The organism is Cryobacterium breve, from assembly GCF_004402375.1.
GTDB lineage: Bacteria > Actinomycetota > Actinomycetes > Actinomycetales > Microbacteriaceae > Cryobacterium > Cryobacterium breve.
The window spans coordinates 102,995-122,905 of the sequence record NZ_SOGJ01000022.1; the positions used below are offsets into that span (position 1 = coordinate 102,995).

At 65.5% G+C, this 19,911-nt stretch carries 16 protein-coding genes; 1 reads left to right on the forward strand and 15 read right to left on the reverse strand.

The features are described 5' to 3' along the window. Nucleotides 1-5: 5 nt before the first annotated feature. From nrdI to E3O65_RS09485, 13 genes are all read right to left on the reverse strand, one after another. Nucleotides 6-410, reverse strand: coding sequence for a class Ib ribonucleoside-diphosphate reductase assembly flavoprotein NrdI (gene nrdI / locus E3O65_RS09425; RefSeq protein ID WP_134363477.1), 405 nt, complete (start codon nt 408-410; stop codon nt 6-8). Nucleotides 411-487: 77 nt separating this feature from the next. Beyond that, on the reverse strand, nt 488-721 hold the full coding sequence (gene nrdH / locus E3O65_RS09430) for a glutaredoxin-like protein NrdH (protein WP_134363478.1): 234 nt from the start codon (nt 719-721) through the stop codon (nt 488-490). 603 nt (nt 722-1,324) lie between these two features. Beyond that, the gene (locus tag E3O65_RS09435) at nt 1,325-2,314 is read right to left on the reverse strand and encodes a type IV toxin-antitoxin system AbiEi family antitoxin domain-containing protein (protein WP_134363479.1); all 990 of its coding nucleotides are present in this window, start codon (nt 2,312-2,314) and stop codon (nt 1,325-1,327) included. A 316-nt stretch (nt 2,315-2,630) separates the two neighbouring features. Continuing rightward, on the reverse strand, nt 2,631-3,722 hold the full coding sequence (locus E3O65_RS09440; protein WP_134363480.1) for a substrate-binding domain-containing protein: 1,092 nt from the start codon (nt 3,720-3,722) through the stop codon (nt 2,631-2,633). 64 nt (nt 3,723-3,786) lie between these two features. Beyond that, complete coding sequence (gene mmsB, locus E3O65_RS09445; RefSeq protein WP_134363481.1) at nt 3,787-5,121, reverse strand: multiple monosaccharide ABC transporter permease; 1,335 nt, start codon at nt 5,119-5,121, stop codon at nt 3,787-3,789. After that, entirely contained in the window at nt 5,118-6,668 is a 1,551-nt protein-coding gene (gene mmsA, locus E3O65_RS09450) for a multiple monosaccharide ABC transporter ATP-binding protein (protein ID WP_134363482.1), read from the reverse strand. The genes mmsB and mmsA overlap by 4 nt, the downstream gene beginning before the upstream one ends. A gap of 313 nt (nt 6,669-6,981) precedes the next feature. After that, nucleotides 6,982-8,001, reverse strand: a complete 1,020-nt coding sequence (locus E3O65_RS09455; protein ID WP_134363483.1) for a LacI family DNA-binding transcriptional regulator — start codon at nt 7,999-8,001, stop codon at nt 6,982-6,984. A 410-nt stretch (nt 8,002-8,411) separates the two neighbouring features. Further along, nucleotides 8,412-9,566 (reverse strand): cystathionine gamma-synthase, encoded by a 1,155-nt coding sequence (locus E3O65_RS09460; protein WP_134363484.1) that lies wholly within the window; start codon nt 9,564-9,566, stop codon nt 8,412-8,414. 23 nt (nt 9,567-9,589) lie between these two features. Then, nucleotides 9,590-10,954 (reverse strand): cystathionine beta-synthase, encoded by a 1,365-nt coding sequence (locus E3O65_RS09465; RefSeq protein WP_134363485.1) that lies wholly within the window; start codon nt 10,952-10,954, stop codon nt 9,590-9,592. Nucleotides 10,955-10,964: 10 nt separating this feature from the next. After that, nucleotides 10,965-12,914 (reverse strand): ABC transporter ATP-binding protein, encoded by a 1,950-nt coding sequence (locus E3O65_RS09470; RefSeq protein ID WP_422386415.1) that lies wholly within the window; start codon nt 12,912-12,914, stop codon nt 10,965-10,967. A gap of 117 nt (nt 12,915-13,031) precedes the next feature. Beyond that, nucleotides 13,032-14,003: a carbohydrate ABC transporter permease gene (locus E3O65_RS09475; protein ID WP_134363486.1), complete on the reverse strand. Its 972-nt coding sequence runs from the start codon at nt 14,001-14,003 to the stop codon at nt 13,032-13,034. Further along, nucleotides 14,000-15,133 carry a carbohydrate ABC transporter permease gene (locus E3O65_RS09480; RefSeq protein ID WP_134363487.1) on the reverse strand — a complete coding sequence of 378 codons (1,134 nt, stop codon included), beginning with the start codon at nt 15,131-15,133 and terminating at the stop codon, nt 14,000-14,002. Before E3O65_RS09480 ends, E3O65_RS09475 begins: the two co-directional genes overlap by 4 nt. A 240-nt stretch (nt 15,134-15,373) precedes the next feature. Beyond that, complete coding sequence (locus E3O65_RS09485) at nt 15,374-16,690, reverse strand: ABC transporter substrate-binding protein (RefSeq protein WP_134363488.1); 1,317 nt, start codon at nt 16,688-16,690, stop codon at nt 15,374-15,376. Nucleotides 16,691-16,998: 308 nt separating this feature from the next. On the opposite strand from E3O65_RS09485, the gene E3O65_RS09490 reads away from it, so the two are divergent. Then, complete coding sequence (locus E3O65_RS09490) at nt 16,999-18,033, forward strand: LacI family DNA-binding transcriptional regulator (protein ID WP_134363489.1); 1,035 nt, start codon at nt 16,999-17,001, stop codon at nt 18,031-18,033. 43 nt (nt 18,034-18,076) lie between these two features. On the opposite strand, the gene E3O65_RS09495 is transcribed toward E3O65_RS09490, so the two are convergent. Together E3O65_RS09495 and E3O65_RS09500 are read right to left on the reverse strand one after the other, a co-directional pair. Then, nucleotides 18,077-19,315, reverse strand: a complete 1,239-nt coding sequence (locus tag E3O65_RS09495) for an MFS transporter (RefSeq protein WP_134363490.1) — start codon at nt 19,313-19,315, stop codon at nt 18,077-18,079. Next, nucleotides 19,312-19,782, reverse strand: a complete 471-nt coding sequence (locus E3O65_RS09500) for a MarR family winged helix-turn-helix transcriptional regulator (RefSeq protein WP_134363491.1) — start codon at nt 19,780-19,782, stop codon at nt 19,312-19,314. The genes E3O65_RS09495 and E3O65_RS09500 overlap by 4 nt, the downstream gene beginning before the upstream one ends. Nucleotides 19,783-19,911 lie beyond the last annotated feature (129 nt).

Sequence of the window (19,911 nt, forward strand, 5' to 3'; positions counted from 1 at the left end):
CGTCTTCACGGCTGTTGCTTCCAAAATGATTCCAATCCGTCGTGGACGATGCGCACATCATCCGGAGTTCCAAATACTTCAAAGCGAAACATGTGGGGCACCTTGCACTTCTTTGCGATGATGTCCCCGGCGAGGCAGTAGCCCGTGCCGAAATTAGTGTTGCCCGCGCCGATGACGCCGCGGATTAGCGAGCGGTTCTGCTCGTCGTTCAGAAACTTGATGACCTGCTTGGGCACCGCTCCCTTGCTGTCGCCGCCGCCATACGTCGGCACGACCAGCACGTAGGGTTGGCTGACCTGGAGCGGCTCATCGCGCGCGTAGATCGGGATGCGCGCGGCCGGGCGGCCCAGCTTCTCAATGAAGCGGTGCGTATTGCCCGAGGTGCTGGAGAAATAAACGATATCGGTCATGGAACACCCCCTAGTGGTGAGAAGTCGGCACGCCACACGTCGCAGTTTTCTGCGACGCCGCCCCCGGCATCGCGGTGTTAGGCGAGACGCTGCGCGAGCTCGTTGATCTTGTCGGGGCGGAAGCCCGACCAGTGGTCCTCATCGGTGATGACGACGGGAGCCTGCAGGTAGCCCAGGGCCTTGACGGCTTCCAGGGCGTTCTCGTCGACCGAGAGGTCGAGAATTTCGTATTCGATGCCCTTGTTATCCAGGGCGCGGTAGGTTGCAGTGCACTGCACGCAGGAGGGCTTGGTGTAGACCGTGATTGCCATGGCTGGGCCTTTCTCGTCGTTCAGGAATCAGTATTCAAAATCGGTTCAAACATCAGTGCTCAAAATCGGTTTTCATGTGAAATCTGAAGTTCAAGGCGTGCTGTGTGTTGAACTTCAATACTACATCTAGTGATGCTCAAAGGGAACGGCCACTACATGCAGTAATTACAAGTATGTAGTTATCCACCGACATTCCACCGGTTGTGCACAGCCCCACAGCTGCGATACGAGCAGAATCACGCGGAAAACAGCCGAGTTATCCACAGGCAGCGCCCGGGCGGAACTTGCACCTGTGGAAACCCTGTCGGCGTGTCGCGACCGGCCCGCGCACCCCGCGCACCCCCGCGCTCCCCCCCGCTGACTCGGCTCGCGGCGCACCCTCTGGAAGGAGGCGCACGGTAGAACGTGCGCCTGCTTCCAGAGGGTGCGCCGCGGCATCCGGAGGCACGCGGCGGCACGCCACGGCATCCAGAGGGTGCCGCGCCATCCGGAGGCACGCCACGGCATCCGGAGGCACGCGGCAGCACCCGGAGGCTCGCGGCGGCACGCCACGGCACCCCGCCACGGCACGCGGCAGCACCCGGAGGCTCGCGGCGGCACGCGTCAGGCGCGCGGCACCCCGCGCTCGACAAGGAACCGGTGGAAGCGCTGCACCGAGAACGCGATCGCCCAGTCCCAGCGGTCGAAGCTGTCGGAGTGGTGGCGCAGCGCGTCTTCGCGGCGCTTCTCCTCCCAGACGACCTCCCCCGGATCCCGGTCACCCAACACCGCGCCGCGGGTGTACTTGAGCTTGCCGTCGAACTCCCCGATCTTGCGGATGCGGCGCCAGTAGAAGTCCACCCAATAGTCGTGGCCACCCACGTCGGGAAAACAGACCTGCAGCTCGGGCACCTCGAACCCGAGCTGGAACATCCGCACCCGGCTGAGAGATTCCCCGCCGTTGGCCGACAGCCCGTTCCCGAAGGCGATGGCACGTTCGGCCTGCCTCGCACCGGCCCGTGGCTTCACCGCCGCGAGCTCGGCGAACAGGTCCTCTTTGGTGAGGGCACGGCGACCACGGATGCTGCGGCGAGCCTCGGCCGTGACCCGCTCCTGCTCGACCCGCAAGGCATGGTCGATCATGGTGACGCCTACGAGAAAGCTGGTGCTCGCCGCGACGTCCACCAGGGTGCGCGGCAGCGAGGTCACCGCGATCCCTCCGATGAACGACGGGTCGGGGGCCGGAGCCCCGCGGTGGCTGGTCGTAAACCTGGCGGTACTGCCGCCGGAGGCATCCGGGTTGATCATGTGCACCGTGCGCGGCCAGTCGCCGATGATCGGCAGCCCGTGCAACACCGCGGCCGACGTATGCGACAGCACGAGCGGGCGGCACGCGACCAGAGCCGTCGCGAGCACGAACAGGCGGTAGCGCTGATCGGGCCCGGCCGCGCGCCACGCCTCCCCCGGAACGTAGATGCCGCGGCGCGTTCGCACGAGTGCGCCACCGCGAATCAGGGAGTCCACGGCGTGGGAGTTGAGGCCGCGCTCCCGGAGCTCGGCGTAGGTGATGAGCCCGTCAGGGCGGGCGCTGACGACGTCCAGAAGTTGAGTCATGCCTCACCCTGCGCGCGGGCAGCCGACCTGAACGGCTGAGCCGGACATCCGTGCACAACTCGGGTGCCCCCTACCCCTGTGGACAACAGGTCGCCGCGACCCTTGCGCCGCTCGCGGCGCACCTCGTGGAAGCGGGCGCACGGTAGACCGTGCGCCTCCTTCTATAGGATGCGCCACGGCAGGGCAGGCGCAGGACAGGGCACGGCAGGCGCAGGACAGCGCAGGCGCAGGACAGGGCAGGCATGCGAAAGGGCCGGCCCCGTGAGGAGCCGGCCCAGCCGTCTGAACGCTGTGATGCAGGTGTACTGCCGGGGTGTTACTCGGTCAGCGGGGCGAGGGTCGGGTCGTTCGCGTAGGCCTTGGCAGCGTTGTCCTTGGTCACGATGACCGGGGGCAGCAGGTACGCCGGGACGACGATCTTGCCGTTGTCGTAGGACTCGGTGTCGTTGACCTCGGGGGTGTCGCCCTTCTGGAGAACCTTGACCATCTCGATGGCCTTGTCGACGAGCACGCGGGTGTCCTTGTTGATGGTGGAGTACTGCTCGCCGGCCATGATCGACTTGACCGATTCGACCTCGGAGTCCTGACCGGTGACAACCGGGATGTCCTTACCGGCGGCCTTCACCGAAGTGATGATCGCACGGGCGAGGGTGTCGTTCGGGGAGAGAACGCCATCGAGCGTCTTGTCGCTGTACGTGCTGGTGAGCAGTGCGTCCATGCGGCTCTGCGCGTTCTCAGCCTTCCAGCCGGCAGTCGCCGTCTGCTTGATGTCGGTCTGGTCCGAGGCGACGACGAGGGTTCCGTCATCGATCTTCGGCTGCAGCACGCTCATTGCGCCGCCGAAGAAGACCGGGGCGTTGGCGTCGTCCGAGGAACCGGAGAACAGCTCGATGTTGTACGGGCCTTCGGCCTTCTTCGCGGCCAGTCCGTCCAGCAGCGCCTGGCCCTGGAGTTCACCGACCTTGAAGTTGTCGTACGCCACGTAGTAGTCGACGGCCTCTGTGTTCAGGATGAGGCGGTCGTAGGCGATCACGATCGCGCCGGCGTCGCGGGCCGACTGCACCTGGGTGGCCAGCTGGCCACCGTCAGCAGCACCGATGATGATGACCTTGGCACCGTTGGTGACCATCGCCGAGATCTGGTCCTGCTGGTCCTTGACCGTGGTCGATGCGCCGGCGTACTGCACGTCGCCCTTGTAGCCGGCCTCCTTGAGACCGTCTTCGAAGAGCCCGCCGGCGAGGACCCAGTTCTCCGAGGTCTTCGAGGGGAGCGCAACACCGATGACCGAGTCTTCGGCGAAGCCGGCAGCAGCGCCGTCTCCGCCTGCGGTCTCCGTGCGGGTGGAGCAACCAGAGAGTGCCATCAAGGCCACTGCAGCGATCGCAGTTGTCGCAAGAATCTTTCGCATTGTGATTACTTTCTGTTCGTTGTGGTTTGGTGAAGGGATAGGAATGGGATGCGCGGACGCCCGGCTAGTTGGGCAGGGTCGACTGCGGCCGAGCGGTGTCCGGGGTGCCGGAGTCGGGTACGACCATGGGCGGTTCGGAGGGGAACTCGGCGGTCTTCTTCTTGCGGGTCAGCAGGCCGATGATCGACGGGCGACCCTGGCTCTTGTTCCAGACGTCCACGCCGACGGCCACGAGGAGCACCATGCCCTTGATGATCTGCACCCAGTCGGAGCCGACTCCCAGAAGCTGCAATCCGTTGTTGAGCACGGCCATCACGAGGCCACCGATGATGGAACCGACGACGGTTCCGATTCCGCCGGACACGGCCGCACCACCGATGAATACGGCGGCGATCGCGTCGAGTTCCCAGCTGAGGCCGTCCTGTGGGCCGGAGGCCACCGAGCGGGCGACGAAGATCATTCCGGCCAGAGCGGAGAGGATCGACATGTTCATCATGACGAGGAAGTTAACCCGGCGGGACTTGACCCCGGAGAGTTCGGCGGCGAGCTTGTTGCCGCCGACAGCGTAGACGTGACGGCCGAAGATCGTGTTGCGGGTGACGAATGCGTAGAAGAGCACGAGCACGCCGAGGATGATTCCGGAGACCGGGAAGCTCGTTCCGACGCGGCCTCCAGCGAACAGGATGGAGGCGTAGACGATGACCGCGCAGAGGAGGACGACCTTGACGATGCTCACCCAGAGCGGGGCGGGCGTCGAACCCATGATCGACTGCACTCGGCGGGCCCGCCACTCGGCGTAGATGACCGCGAGCACGATGATGAGCCCTAGCAGCAGGGTCAAGTTGTTATAGCCGGTATTCGGGCCGACCTCGGGCAGGTAACCGGAGCCGATGATCGTGAAACCGTCGGGAACGGGGACCGTGTTGGCGTTACCAATGACCTGGTTGCCACCGCGGAAGATGAGCATGCCGGCCAGGGTGACGATAAAGGCGGGAACCCCGACGTATGCAACCCACGCACCCTGCCAGGCTCCGATCAGCGCTCCGACGAACAGGCCCAGCAGGATCGCCAGCGGCCACGGGAAGTTCCAGTCCCGCATCGCGGTGGCGACCACGATGCCGACAAAGGCGGCAACCGAACCAACCGACAGGTCGATGTGACCGGCGATGATGACCATGACCATGCCGATGGCGAGGATCAGGATGTACGAGTACTGGCTGACCAGGTTGATCAGGTTGCCGGAGGACAGCGTCAGTCCGTCGGTCAGGTACTGGAAGAGCAGGATGATGGCGATCAGGCTGAAGAGGATGCCGAATTGCCGCAGGTTCGAGCTGCCGCTGCCGAAGATCCTCTTCAGATCACCAAGCGCGCTCTTGCGGGTACTCGTGTCTTCACTCATATGCTCTGAACCTTCTTCCTTGCGGAGGTCATACTTTTCATCAGGGTTTCGGGATCGGCGGATTCCGCCGGGATGCAGTCGGTGATCGCACCCTCGAAGACCGTGTAGATGCGGTCCGCGAGACCGAGGAGCTCCGGCAGCTCGGATGAGATCAGAATGACTCCCTTACCCTGCTCGGCCAACTGCTGGATAATGCCGTAGATCTCGTACTTCGCACCCACATCGATGCCACGGGTGGGTTCATCCAGGATCAGCAGGTCGGGGTCGGTGAACATCCACTTGGCCAGAACCACCTTCTGCTGATTGCCGCCGGAGAGCTTGCCGACGCCCGCGTTGACGCTGGGGGTCTTGATCCGCAGGCTCTTGCGGTATTCCTCGGCGATTCCGAATTCCTTCGAGTCGTTGACGACCGGTCCGGACGAGATCTTCGCCAGCTTTGCAGAGACGATGGAGCGCTTCACATCGTCGAGCAGGTTCAAGCCCAGCGCCTTGCGGTCCTCACTCACGTAGGCAAGACCGTGATCGATGGCGTCAGCGACGCTCTTCAGGACGATTTCCTTGCCGTCCTTATAGATGTGTCCGGAGAGGAAGTTGCCGTAGGACCGCCCGAAGATGCTCATCGCCAGTTCCGTGCGGCCTGCCCCCATCAGACCCGCGATGCCGACGATCTCGCCCTTGCGCACGGTGAGGCTCGAGCCCTTCACGACCATGCGCTCCGCGACCTGCGGGTGCTGCACGGTCCAGTCCCGAACCTCGAAGAAGACCTCACCGATGTGCGGCGTGCGGTCCGGGAAGCGGCTCTCCAGGCTGCGACCGACCATGCCACGGATGATGCGGTCTTCGTTGACGCCGTCGGCGACGACATCCAGGGTCTCGATCGTCTTGCCGTCGCGGATGATCGTGATGGAGTCCGCGACCTGTTCGATCTCGTTGAGCTTGTGGGAGATCATGATGGAGCTGATCCCCTTGCCCTTGAGCCCGCGGATCAGGTCCAGCAGGTGCATGGAATCTGATTCGTTCAGGGCCGCGGTCGGCTCATCGAGGATGAGCACCTTGACGGACTTGTTCAGGGCCTTGGCGATCTCGACGAGTTGCTGCTTGCCGACGCCGATGTTCTTGATCAACGTGTCCGGGTCGTCGCGGAGTCCGACCCGGGCGAGAAGCTCGAGGGCGGTCTTCTTGGCGGTGATCCAGTCGATCGCGCCCCACTTGGTCGGCTCGTTCCCGAGGAAGATGTTCTCGGTGATGGAGAGCTCGGGGATGAGCGCCAGCTCCTGGTGGATGATGACGATGCCAGCTTCTTCGCTGGAACGGATGTCCTTGAAGTGCACGTTCTTGCCCTGGTAGATGATGTCGCCCGTGTACGTGCCGAACGGGTAGACGCCGGAGAGCACCTTCATCAGCGTGGACTTGCCGGCGCCGTTCTCGCCACAGATCGCGTGGATCTCGCCGCGGTTCACCGTGATGGAGACGTCCGATAGGGCCTTGACCCCGGGGAACTCCTTGGTGATCGACCGCATCTCTAGGATTACGTGGTCACTGGACATCGTTGGACTCCTCACGCCCGGGTCCACAACTGGTGTCCCACACCGAAGACGGGCTGGATGGGCCGAAGGATACGTCGAACCCACCCCCGCTCAGCAGGGCGGCAACGGAGCTGCCGGGCAGGTGGAAAAGTGTGCTCACAAGCTTGACCTCAATGTCATGCGTCTAGAAGATACGGCGGCGACCGGGCCTATGTGACCGATCACATTGTCACTATAGCCCCGTGTCCAGCCCCGGTGTCAAGTTCCGTTTGTCACGCTTGCGTAACAGCATTCGGCACCCCGTGCAAACCGTCGACGGGAGCAGGGCAACAGGTCAGAACAGCGGCGGCGCAGTCGACCCGCGCACGACCAGCTGGGGAACGATCGGCTCCGGGCGTTCACTCGGGGCCCCGTCACTGAGGCTGCTCAGCAGCAGGGCGATGCACCGCCTGCCGAGTTCGGCAAAGTCCTGGCGCACCGTCGTCAGCGGCGGCCAGAAATGTGCCGCTTCCGGTATATCGTCGAAGCCGACAATGCTCATATCGCGCGGCAGCACCAGCCCGGCCTCACGGCAGGCGTGCATGAACCCCAACGCCATCTGGTCGTTTGACGCGAAGATGGCGGTGAAATCCCGCATCCGGAGCAGTTCCCGGCCGGCGTGGTAGCCGAAGTCGGCGGTCCAATCGCCCAGGATCGGTGCCATAGTCGGCACGTCCTTCTCCCACATCTCATCGAGGAAGCCGCGCATTCGCGCTTCGGCCTCGATCCAGTCCTGCGGCCCGGCCAGGTGGTAGATCTGGCGATGCCCGAGGTCGATCAGATGCCGCGTGGCCTGCCTGGCCCCGGTCATCTGATCGACGGACAGGGAGTTGTCATTGAGGAGGCCCCGGGACGACAGGGTGACGAAGGGCACATCGATCGACAGCTGTTCGAGAACGTCGAAGACCCGCACCTGGGGGGCGATCACAACGATCCCCTCCACGGACTGGTTCATCAGATGGTCTAGGGCCGCCTCGATCGACTCCGGGTCGACGTTCGTGAGGTTGGCCGTGTTGACGTAATATCCGGCCTCCTGAGCCGCGTCCTGGATGGCCGCGATGCTGCTGGCCGGCCCGTAGGCACTTTCGGCCGACAGCAGCCCGATGGTGCGCGAACGCCCACGCGACAGTGCGCGGGCAGCCCGGTTCGGCCGGTACTGCAGGTCTTCCATGACCTGAAGCACCTTCGCTTTAGTGGAATCGCGGATGCTGGGGTGATCGTTGAGTACACGGGACACGGTCTGGTGGGAGACCCCGGCCAGGCGCGCCACATCACGGATGCTCGGGGCACGCCCCTTGGGCAGATCGAGAGTCACAGGAAGACCTTGCTCGTATGTGCACGGTCACAATTGTGATCGCAGAACCAGTATGCACTCCGGGGACGCCCCGCGGCGCACCCGCACCGGCCCCGCGCCGCGGGGCCAGGAATACCGGGCGCGGGTGCCAATCCGGAGATAAATGCCCCTGCAGGCATGGTCGTACAGTCTCAATTCACCCAGCGGCATGCGATGTCGGGCACGCCTACAGCGGACGTTCCTCACCGTGTACCGCCAGTACGCTCCGGTTCGGAACGAATTCGACGGAGATTTTGGGGTGAACCTGCTCAATCGGCGGGTTTCGGCCGGATTTGGGCACAATCTCCGACGAATTCGCGACGGGCCAAGGGGTCCCGGTGCTACAGGTCGCGGTGCTGCACGTCGGGGCGGTCGGCGAACGGCGGTTTCGGCTAGACCGACCCGAGGGCTCGATCGATGTCGTCGATGAGGTCGGCGACATCTTCGATGCCGACAGAGAGACGGATGATGTTGTCCGCCACTTCGAGTTCGGTGCCGCGAACCGACGCGTGGGTCATCTCGGAGGGGTAGTTGACGAGCGATTCCACACCGCCGAGAGATTCAGCCAGCTGGAACAGGTGCGTGGCCTCGGCGAAGGAACGTGCCGCGGCCGCGCCGCCCGCGAAGGAGATCGACAGCATGCCGCCGAAGCCGCTCATCTGCTTCTTTGCCAGCTCGTGGCCGGGGTGTGTCGGCAGGCCGGGGTAGTAGACCCGGTCGATCGCCGGGTGGCCCTGCAGGTGCTCGGCGATCGCCTGAGCGTTGCTGCAGTGGCGGTCCATCCGCACCGAGAGGGTCTTGATTCCGCGCACCGTGAGCCAGGCATCCATCGGCGCCGACACCGGACCGGCGGCGAACTGCAGGAACTGGGCTTTCTCGGCGAGCTCGTCGTCGTTGATGATCAGGGCGCCGCCGAGCACGTCGGAGTGACCACCGAGGTACTTCGTGGTGGAGTGCACGACGACATCTGCCCCGAGGGCCAGCGGCTGTTGCAGTGCCGGTGAGGCGAACGTGTTGTCCACGATCACGGTCACGCCGAAACGGTGGCCGATCTGCGCTAGCGCGGCGATGTCGCAGACCTTCATCAGCGGGTTGCTGGGCGTCTCCACCCAGAGGATCTTCGTCTCGCCCGGGATGATGGCCTGTTCGACGGCCGCAAGGTCGCTCATCTCCACAGTGGAGTTGAGAATGCCCCAGGCGCCGTGCACTCGGTTGATCAGCCGGTGGGTTCCACCGTAGACGTCGTTGCCGAGCACGATGTGGTCGCCCGGTGCGAGCAGTGCGCGCAAGATGGTGTCTTCCGCAGCGAGTCCGCTGGCGAAGGACAGGCCGTGCTTGCCACCCTCGAGTGCGGCCAGCAGGGTCTCCAGCACGGTGCGGGTCGGATTGCCGCCGCGGCTGTACTCGTAGCCGCCGCGCAGGTGCCCGATGCTCTCCTGCACATACGTCGACGTCTGATAGATCGGCGGGATCACGGCGCCGGTCGTCGGGTCGAATTCCTGCCCAGCGTGGATGGCGAGGGTGTCGAAGTTCGGTGTGCGAGCCATTGATTCGTCCTTAGTCATGCTGTTTAGGCGCTCAGGTAGGTGAGCAGGTCGTGGCGGGTGATGACTCCGAGTGGTTTGCCGCCGTCGGTGACGAGCAGCGCATCGTGGCCCGCGAACGCGGCGCGTGCGGCCCCGACGGGCTCGTTGACCCCGATCAGCGGGAGGGAGTCGCCGACGAACTCGCCGACCCGGTCGGACAGTTCGGCCTCGCCGGAGAAGATGAGTTCCATCAGCCGGCGTTCGTCGATCGCGCCGACGACCTCCCCCATCACGACCGGGGGCTTCGCGGTGAGCACCAGCACCTGGGAGACGCTGGCCTCGGTCATGACGCCGATGGCGTCGTGCACCGTGGCACTGGGGTGCACGTAGACGAACGGCGGCAGAGCGCCGGTCTTGGATGAGAGGAGGTCGCCGACCGTGTGCCCCGCGGGCGCGTTGCTGAAACCGTAGCTGCGCATCCAGCCGTCGTTGAAGATCTTGCCCAGGTAGCCGCGCCCGCCGTCGGGCAGCAGCACCACGATGGTGTCGGCAGGGCCGAGGGTCTTCGCCGCGCGCAGTGCGGCCACGACGGCCATCCCGCTCGAACCGCCGACGAGGATTCCCTCTTCGAGAGCGAGCCGGCGGGTCATCGCGAAGGAGTCGGCGTCGGACACGGAGATCACCTCGTGCACCACAGCCGGGTCGTAGGCGCCCGGCCAGAAGTCCTCGCCCACGCCCTCGACCAGGTACGGCCGGCCGGTGCCGCCGGAGTATACGGACCCCTCCGGGTCGGCGCCGATGATGCGCACGCCCTCTCCCGAAATCTCGCGCAGATACCGGCCGGTGCCGGTGATGGTGCCGCCGGTGCCGACGCCCGCGACGAAGTGCGTCACGGTGCCGTCGGTGTCGCGCCAGATTTCCGGCCCGGTCGTCTCGTAGTGACTGAGCGGCCCGTTCGGGTTGAAGTACTGGTTGGGCTTGAACGCTCCCGGGATCTCCCGGGCCAACCGGTCTGACACGCTGTAGTAGGAATCGGGGTGGTCGGGGGCGACGGACGTCGGCGTCACCACGATCTCGGCGCCGTACGCCGTGAGCACGTTGCGCTTGTCCTCGCCCACCTTGTCCGGCAGCACGAACACACATTTGTAACCGCGTTGCTGGGCGACGAGCGCCAGGCCGACGCCCGTGTTTCCCGAGGTCGGTTCGACGATGGTGCCGCCAGGGAGCAGAAGGCCGTCGCGTTCGGCGGCATCAATGATCCGCACCGCGATACGGTCCTTCGCCGAGCCGCCCGGGTTCAGGTACTCCAACTTGACCAGCACGGTGGCGCTGAGTCCGTCGGTCACCCTGTGCAGTTTGACCAGCGGGGTGTCGCCGATGAGGTCGAGAACGGTGTCGGCAATTTTCATCGAGAGTCCTTCATCGAGGGGTCTTCGTCAGGGATTCGGGCCGTAACAACTCTATCCGCGCGGGCGACGGAGGTGACGCGGGTGACGGAGACGTGACCTGCTCGGAATACAGGCGCGCATAGACGCCGTCCGCGGCGAGCAGCTCGATGTGGGTTCCGCTCTCCACGATCCGGCCGGCGTCCACGACGAAGATGACATCGGCCGACACGATGGTCGAGAGCCGGTGCGCGATCGCGATGGTCGTGCGCCCCCGGGACGCTGTGTCCAGGGCCGCCTGAACGACACGCTCGGAAATGGCGTCGAGGGCGCTCGTGGCCTCGTCGAGGATGAGCACCTCCGGATCCTTGAGCAACACCCGGGCGATGGCGATGCGCTGCTTTTCGCCGCCGGAGAGGCGGTAGCCGCGCTCCCCCACCATCGTGTCGTATCCGGCCGGGAAGGATGCGATGGTGTCATGAATGCTGGCCGACCGGGCCGCGGCCTCGAGTTCGGCATCCGTCGCCTCCGGTTTCGCGTAGCGGAGGTTCTCCGCGATGGTGGCGTGGAAGAGGTAGGTCTCCTGGCTGACGATGCCGATGTGGGAGACGAGGGACTGCTGCCGGAGGGCTCGCACGTCGACGCCGGAGAAGAGCACCCGGCCTACCGAGGCCTCGTAGAACCGGGGGATAAGGTAGGACACGGTGGTCTTGCCGGCGCCGGACGGGCCGACGAAAGCGGCGAACTGCCCCGGTTCGATCGTGAAGGAGACGGCGTTCAGGGTGGGGCGGGACTCCGTGCCGGTGTCCGGATAGGCGAAGGTGACCTGGTCGAAGGCGACCCGCCCAACCGCTTCTCCGGCCGTGGGCACGGGGGCTGCGTCCGGGGCGTCACTGATCTGCGGGGTGAGGTCGAGGTACTGGAAGATGCGCGCGAACAGGGCGCTCGAGGTCTGCAGGTCGAGGGCGACGCGCATCAGTCCGAGAAGTGGGAACAGCAGGCGAGACTGCACGGTCGTGAAGGCCACGATCGTTCCGGCCGTGATGACGGTCGTGCCGCTGCCCATCAGCAGGCCGGCCGCGAGATAGACGATCGCGGGAATGCTGGAGAGGAAGATGCTGACCATCGCGAAGAACCACTGGCCACTCATCTGCTGACTGATCTGCAGCTTCACCTGGTTGGCGTTCTCGTCGGCGTACCGCCGGATCTCCGTTTGCTGCCGGGTGAAGCTCTTCGAGAGCAGGATGCCGGAAACGCTCAGCGTCTCCTGGGTGATCGCTGTCATATCCGAGAGCGACTCCTGGGTTTTGGCCGCGATCCGGGCGCGCACCTGGCCGACCCGGCGCTGCGCGAAGACGAGCACGGGCATCAGGATCACGGCCACGATGGCCAGTTGCCAGCTCAGCAGGAGCATGGCGACCAGGGCTGCCATCACGGTCACGGCGTTGCCCAGCAGGCTGGAGACGGTGTTGGTGAGCACGCTCGCGACGCCGCCCACGTCGTTCTGCAACCGGGACTGGATGACGCCCGTCTTCGTGCGGGTGAAGAAGCTCAGCTCCATCGCCTGCAGGTGCGTGAACAAGCGCACCCGCAGCGCACCCATCACCGAGTTGCCCACGGTGGCGGTGAGCCAGGTCTGCCAGACGCCGAGCAGTTGGGAACCCAGGTAGATGGCGATCATCACGCCCACGAGCACGGCCAGGTGCTGCACGTTCGGGCTGCCGTCGGGCGGGAACAGCCCCTCGTCGAAGGCGCGCTGCACGAGCAGGGGCGGCACCACCGACAGGCCGGCGCTGATGAGCACGAGCACAACAGTGACTGTGAGTGCCGCCCGGTGCGGTGCGAACAGGCCGATGATGCGGCGAAGCAGGTTCTGGATGCGGGGGGCTTCGGCGTTCTCGGCCCGCTGCGCCACGGCGTCGCCGCCGCTGACCCGGCCGCGCCGACCGCCGCCGCCGCCTCCACCGCCGTGCATTCCAGTCATGAATTCACTCTAAACTCCTCCGCGGTGACCCCGCCCCGACACAAGTGTGCCCGTTCCGGACACCTGTTCCCCGGGTGGCGGGAACACGTGTCCGAAACGGGCACAGTCGCTCAGCGGTTAGCCCTTGGTCGAGCCGGCCAGGAGGCCGCGCACGAAGTAGCGCTGCAGGGAGAAGAACACGAGCAGCGGAACCAGGATCGAGATGAACGCGCCGGCCGTGAGCAGATGCCAGTCCTGACCGCGGCTGCCGGTGATCTCGGCCAGCAGCTTGGTCATCGGGGCGACCGCGCCGTCCGCGAAGATCAATGCCACCAGCAGGTCGTTCCAAACCCAGAGGAACTGGAAGATGGCGAAGGATGCGATCGCCGGCATGGTGAGCGGCAGCACGATCCGGAAGAAGATCTGCCCGTGCCCCGCGCCGTCGACCCGCGCCGCTTCGATGACGTCGGCGGGGATCTCCGACACGAAGTTGTGCAGCAGGTAGATGGCCAGCGGCAGGGCGAACATGGTGTGCGCGATCCACACCTGGGAGTAGCCGCCGGCGTCGCTGATGGCGGTGACCACCGGGATGCCGAAGATCTCACCCTGGGAGAAGAACTGCAGGAGCGGGACGAGGGCCATTTGCAGCGGAACGATCTGCAGCGCGAAGACCGCGATAAAGAGCACGTTCTTGCCGCGGAAGTCGATCCAGGCGAAAGCATAGGCGGCCAGGCTGGCCACGATCAGCGGCAGCAGCGTGGCGGGAAGGGTGATCGCGATCGAGTTGACGAACGCGCCGGCCAGGTTCAGCTGGCTGTTGCCGGCCTGCAGAACGTCACTGTAGTTGTCGAGGGTGAGACCCCAGTTCGAGAAAAGCGTCCACCAGCCGGTGGTGCGCACCTCCTGCGCCGGGCGGAACGAGGAGACGAACAGTCCGAAGGTCGGGATGGTCCAGAGCACGGCGATCACGAGGGCCGCGACGGTGGCGCCCCTGCTGGTCAGCCGCTTCTTGGTGCGCTTGGCCGCTGACGTTTCCTGGCGGCGTTCGCCGTGGCGGATCTGGCTCTTGGTGGCTTCGTCGGGGAGCTCAACCGGAAGTATCGCGCTCATCGGATTTCCCTCTGCTTCTGGATCTGGCGGGCGTTGTAGACGACAATCGGGAGCACCAGCAGGAATAGGATCACGGCGAAGGCCGCGGACCGGCCCTGCTCGAAGTTCTTGAACTGCGTGTACATCTCGTTCGCGATGACGCTGGTGTCGTTGGCGCCTGCGGTCATGGTCCGGACGATGTCGAAGACCTTGAGGGAGGCGATGGAGATCGTCGTCAGCACAACGACCAGGGCACTGCGGATGCCGGGGACCGTCACGTTGGTGAACTTCTGCCAGGCGTTGGTGCCGTCGAGTTCGGCGGCCTCCATCTGCTCGGCGGGTACGCCCTTGATGGCCGCGGACAGCACGACCATGGCGAAACCGGTCTGCACCCAGATCAGGACGACGATCAGGAAGACGGTGTTCCACGGTGCGTTCGCGAGGAAGTCGACCGGCTGGCCCCCGAACCACACCACGACCTGGTTGAGCAGGCCGATCTGGTTCTGGTCGGCCGGGCGGGCGGTGTAGATGAAGCGCCAGATGATGGACGCTCCGACGAAGGAGATGGCCATGGGCATGAAGACCATGATCTTGAAGTACTTCTCACCGCGGCTCTTGTCGATGAAGACCGCGTAGGCCAGACCGGCGACCGTCGACACGAGCGGGGTGATGAGCACCCAGACGATCGTGTTGAGCACCGTGCGGATGGCCTCGGGCTGGGTGAACACCCAGACGAAGTTGTCGAAGCCGATGAACTCGGTGCCGCGGGAGTTCATGAAGGCCTGCCCCGTGGTCTGGATGGTGGGGATGATGAGGCCGACGACGAGGAGCAGGATGGCCGGTGAAAGGAATCCGAAGAGCTGGAAGAGGTAGCCGGCGCCGGCTCGCGACCGGTAGTCGACGATGAAGAAGACACCGCCGAGGACGGCGGCCGCGGCGGTCGCCCACCAGTAGGATCCGGCGGCCAACAGAATGAGCATCGGAGCTGCGACGCAGACGGCGAGACGGATGACGGTGTAGACGGTCCCCTTGCGCGGTGCGATCTCGACGAAGAACAGGATCGCGGCCACCAGGGCCACGAACGCGAGAATGATGATGGGGACTTGCACCAGGGGCGGCAAGTCAGCCAGCCAGGCAAGGAATGCCGACATGTGAAACCTCTCGAGTACGACTGCGGACTCACAGTGTTCGCTGGTGGGGCGGTTCGCTGGTGGGGCGGAAAACTACCGCCACGGTACACCAGCAGGGGGGCGGGTCGCCCGTTTTCAAGGCAGGCGACCCGCACCGTCAGTGCTGTTACTGCACGTGCTTCAGTGCTTCAGTGCTTCAGTGCTTCAGTGCTTCAGTGCTTCAGTGCTGGTAGTGCTGGCATTGCTGGTGACCGATCGGGACTAGGTGGACGGCCAGCCGGCTTCGATGCTGGTGAGCACCTCGTCGGTCGACGTGCCGTTGACCCAGTTGACCATTCCCTTCCAGAAGGTGCCGGCGCCCACGGAGCCGGGCATCAGGTCGGAACCGTCGAAGCGGAAGGTGGTTTCCGGGTCCTGAAGGATCTTGATGGCTTCCTGAAGGATCGGGCTCTTCGCGTTGGCCGGGTCAAGACCCGAGTTGGCGCTGATGACTCCACCGAGGCTGACGCGGCTGTTGGCCCAGTCATCGCTGGAGAGGTATTCCTGAACGGCCTGGGTGTCGGCGTCGTCAGCGAAGGCGGCGACGATCTCGCCACCACCGGTCACGGCCTGGCTGCCTGCCTCTTCACCCGGGGTGATGAAGGCCCAGACGTCACCGTCGGGACCGACTTCGCCACCGGCATCCGTGATGAAGCCGTCGAAGAAGGATGCCTGGTGGTGCAGCGCGCAGGTTCCATCGGCGAGCGGGGTGGCCACGTCACCGAACGGCGTGCTGTTGATCGAGCGGACATCGCCGAATGCGGCGTTGACGTAGGCCGGGTTCAGCAGGATCTCCCCGACGGAGTCGAAGGCGGACTTGATCGCGGGGTCCGTGAAGGGGATGTCGTTGGCAACCCACTTGTCGTAGGTCTCCGCGCCGGCCTGACGCAGGACGAGGTCTTCGACCCAGTCCGTGCCCGGCCAGCCGCTGGCGTCGCCCGAGCCGAATCCGGCGCACCACGGGGCGGTGCCGGTCTTCTCCTGGATGGTCTTGGTCACCGCGAGGAGGTCGTCCCAGGTCTCGGGAACTTCGACACCCCACTCCGTGAACTTGGCCGGGGAGTACCAGACGAAGCCCTTGACGCTGGCCATCAGCGGCGCGCCGTAGAACGTGTCACCGACCGTGCCGTAGGCCTTCCAGTCCGCGGACCAGAACTCGTCGACGTTGTCTTCGACGGCTTTCGGGGCGGGCTTGAGGTAGTCGCGGCTGGCAAGGTCGGCCATCAGTCCGGGCTGCGGGAAGATCGCGATGTCCGGAGCGTTTCCGCCCTGGGCGCGGATGGCGATCTGGGTTTCGAACTCCTTTGAGGCTTCGTACTGGATGTCGATGTTGTTCTCTTCTTCCCAAGCCGCCCAGGACTCTTCGAGAAGCTTGGCCTCGGTGTCACCGATGGTGCCGTAGACGCTGACGGAACCGTCACCTTCCGCGCCGGCCTCGGAGTTCGTGGTGCCGGGACCGCCGGAACAACCGGCCAGGGTCAAACCGGCTATCGCCGCAATAGCGATGGGTGCTGTGAGACGGCGGTGGAATGACCGCATTTTTCCTCCTCGTTGAGTGATGGCGGTGTGCGAAAGGAATTCCCCAGGACACCGAGGTGCTGCAGGTGCTGCTTGTGTGCTGAAAACGATCAGATAAGGAACCGGTTCCACACGACAAGCTACGGCACCGACAAGCGAATCGCAAGACCGTCTTTGTCACGGAATGGCCAAGATCGCGCTCCCCTGGAAGAGGTTCGTCGCCGAGCGCCGTGCATCGCCGCCAAATCAGGCACATTTCATGGAACCGGTTCCAGCGACGGCCCGAGAGCTGTACAGTAATCGGAACGGATCCAAGGGCGGAGGCTGGAATGAGCGCAATCGCGGATGTCGCACGCCTCGCCGGCGTTGCGAAGGCCACCGCATCTCGGGCACTGAGCGGTCGGGGCTATGTGTCGGAGGAGACCCGGCGCAAGGTCATTGAGGCAGCCCGGGAGATCGGCTACGTTGCCTCCCCGAATGCCGCCAGCCTGGTCACGGGACGCACCAAGAGTATCGGGGTGATCATTCCGTTCATCAGCCGCTGGTTCTTCTCCGAGGTGTTGGAGAGCATGGAGCAGGCACTGCTGGACGAGGGGTACGACATGACCCTCTACAATCTGCCGGCCCCCTCCCCGGAGCGGGAACGGGTATTCGACTACTTCCTGGCCCGCAAGCGGTTCGACGGCGTGATCTCGGTGGGAGTGGCCCTCAGTGACGACGAAGTCACTCTGCTGCACCGCCTGGGCCGACCGCTCGTGGGCATCGGCGGCCCGATCCGCGGCGTGCACACGATCGCCATCGACGACGTGGCCAGCGCCCGGCTCGCGACGAAGCACCTCCTCAGCCTCGGCCACACCGAGATCGTGCACATCGGCGGGAGCAAGGAAGACGAAATGGACTTCCAGGTGCACAGCAACCGGCTCACCGGGTTCTACTCCGCCATGCGGGAGGCCGGTCTACTGCCCGAGGGGTCCGGCTCGTTCTACGCCTGCGAATTCACGATGCCTGGCGGCTACGAGGTGGGATTGGCCGTTTTCGGCGACCCCCGAACGCGTCCCACCGCAGTCTTCGCCGCGAGCGACGAGATCGCCATCGGGCTGATCGTCGCCGCACGGGAGTTGGGCATTCAGGTGCCGGCGGACCTGTCCGTGATCGGTATCGACGGGCATCCGTATGCCGACATGTTCCGGTTGACGACGATCGAGCAGCACCCCCGGCGGCAGGGCCGCCTGGCGGTGCTCTCACTCCTGGCCGAACTGGAGACGCCCACGCCGGGCGAGGAAGACGAGCACCTCACGGTGCTGCCGACGAACCTGGTCATCCGCTCGAGCACGAGCGGGCCGAGGCCGCCGCACGGAGCCTGACCGGCCGCCGGGCGACTCCCTGGTCGGCCTCGGACGGCCCCCGTCAGCTGTCCCCGGAGCCGATGGCAGCGGCCTCCTCGAGCCCGCTGAGACCGGCGACCGCTCCGTTCACTCGGCCGAGGTGGGAGTGGCCGAGGATCAGGATAAGCACGGCCACGACAACGGCCCCGGCCGCCGCGAGGAAGGGCGTCGCGGGCCCGACTGCTGCCGCGAGCAGCGTCGCGGCCGGCGGCGCGATGGCCCCGCCGAGGAAGCGCACCCCGGAGTAGGAGGAGGACGCCACCGCTCGAGGAAGGTCGGTTGCCTCCATGACGCATTCGGTCAGCACGGTGTTGAGCACGCCGAGGAGCAGCCCGCCGGCAATCACGCAGGCCACCAGCCCGACGGCGGACGCGACGAACACGCCCGCTGCGACCAGGTCGAGCGCCAACAGCGGAAGCACGATCCAGAGCACGCGCGTGCGCGGCATCCGCCTGGTCAGCGCGGGAGCAACCCCGACCGACGTGACCGCGAGGGCGACACCCCAGCCGAAGAAGACGAGGCCGAGGGTGCGCGCATCGGCGAGCCCGAGCGGCACGAGGGCGAAGGGGGTATAGGCGAGGAGCACGAAGAACCCGATGTTGTAGAAGAAGGCCGCGGCGGCCAGAACCCTCAGTCCCGGGTGCGCGAGCGCACGGAACGGCGCCGACAGCCGAATCGGCTCCGGGCGGGCGGGTTCCCGCTTCAGCATCACGACAATGGCCACGAATCCGACGGCCATCAATGTGGCGCTGCCGAAGAACGGGCCCCGCCAGCTCAGACTGCCCAGCACCCCGCCGAGCAGCGGCCCGATGGCGATGCCGAGCCCCAGCGCCGCTTCGTAGAGGATGATCGCCGACGACGTGCCGCCCGCGGCAGCCCCGACGATCGTGGCCAGCGCGGTGGAAATGAACAGCGCATTGCCCAGTCCCCAGCCCGCGCGGAACCCGATGACCGATTCGACGCTCTGCGAGAGGCCTGCGGCCGCCGCGAAGACGATGATCAAGGCCAGCCCGATCAAGAGAGTGCGCTTGGCGCCGATGCGGCTGGACAACCAGCTGGTGAAGAACATTGCGATCCCGGTGACCAGCAGGTAGCTGGTGAACAGCATCTCCGTCTCGGTGGAAGAGGCCTGCAGATCCCGCGCGATCGCCGGAAGGATGGGATCGACCAGGCCGATGCCCATGAATGCGATGACGCAGGCGAATGCAACCGCCCAGACCGCGGTCGGCTGGTGCAGGATGCTGCGCTCTGGACGGCTCATGCCGGTACCCCGTCGGCGGCGAGTTCCCTGCGATCGCCAACTTCGGTGCGATCGACGCGGTCGCGCAGGATGCCGATCATGCGTTCAAGGGTCTCGATGTCGGCGGTCGGCAGATCCGCGAACGCCGGGAGCAGTGCCAGGCCCAGCCGGCGGCGCCAGTCGGTGAGCGCAGCCTCACCTGCCGGCGTGATCGACGTGAGAGCAACCCGAGCATCGAGCGGGTCGGGCTGCCGGGTGGTCCAGCCTCGCGCGGCCAGGTGGCTGACGAGCTTGGTGGCGGTGGGCTGCGACACCCGGCTGCGCACCGCGAGGTCACCCAGCCGCATAGGGCCGGTCTGGCGAAGAACGCTCAGGGTGCGCCAGATGGCGGGAGATTCGGAATCGTGCGCCGCGTAGGCAGCCAGACGGGTGAGCCGGTGGTTGACCGTGATCAGGTCACCCAGGATTTCGGAGAGGGCAGCAGGCATCCGTCGAGTATATACATAGCCGGGCTATGTATTGTACCGGCCTTAACGACAGAAGGCGTCGCATCCGTTGGATGCGACGCCTTCTTCGTCTTGACGGCTTGCGCCGTCACGCATTCTCGAAGAGAACAG